Source organism: Bacillus haikouensis (assembly GCF_013179555.1).
GTDB lineage: Bacteria > Bacillota > Bacilli > Bacillales > Bacillaceae_B > Rossellomorea > Rossellomorea haikouensis_A.
Window position 1 is genome coordinate 1 of record NZ_JABMCR010000619.1, and the last position, 602, is coordinate 602.

The window sequence follows — 602 nt, forward strand, 5'->3', positions numbered from 1 at the left end:
GCCCCCGCTTCGGAGAAGGCTTCGATATATTTGTCAGGATGCGCGATCATCAGATGAACGTCCAACGGCAGGTTCGTAAGTGGACGAATGGCCTTCACCACCATCGGTCCCATCGTAATATTCGGTACGAAATGGCCGTCCATCACATCGATATGAATATAATTTGCTCCTCCATTTTCTACATCCTTGATTTCTTTTCCCAGCTCTGCAAAATTTGCAGACAATATGGATGGTGCTATCTTCATTTCTTAATACCTCGGCTTTCTATCTTTAATTTCTTGGTGGAATGTCAGGTAGTGATCGTAGCGGTAATCCGGTATAACGCCTGTTTTCACCGCATTTTTTACTGCACATTTCGGTTCGTTGATGTGGAGACAGCCCCTGAATTTACATTGTTCTGCCTCTTCCACCATTTCAGGGAAACATTGCGGCAGTTCATCAACTTCGATATCCGTAAACTCAAGTGAACTGAATCCCGGAGTATCTGCCACTAATCCATTATCAATGTCAATCAGTTCGACATGGCGGGTTGTGTGCTTCCCCCTTCCTAAATGAGAGGAAATCATAGCTGTTTTCAGATCCAGTTCGGGGTTGATTACGTT

The 602-nt window shown here is 44.7% G+C and carries 2 protein-coding genes; both read right to left on the reverse strand.

What is annotated here, in order from left to right; genetic code table 11:
* Positions 1 to 245: ribulose-phosphate 3-epimerase (locus tag HP456_RS24705; protein ID WP_376766253.1), on the reverse strand; the 245-nt coding region annotated here is incomplete at its 3' end.
* A 3-nt stretch (positions 246 to 248) separates the two neighbouring features.
* The coding region (rsgA, locus tag HP456_RS24710; RefSeq protein ID WP_172255924.1) for a ribosome small subunit-dependent GTPase A at positions 249 to 602 on the reverse strand (354 nt) is incomplete at its 5' end.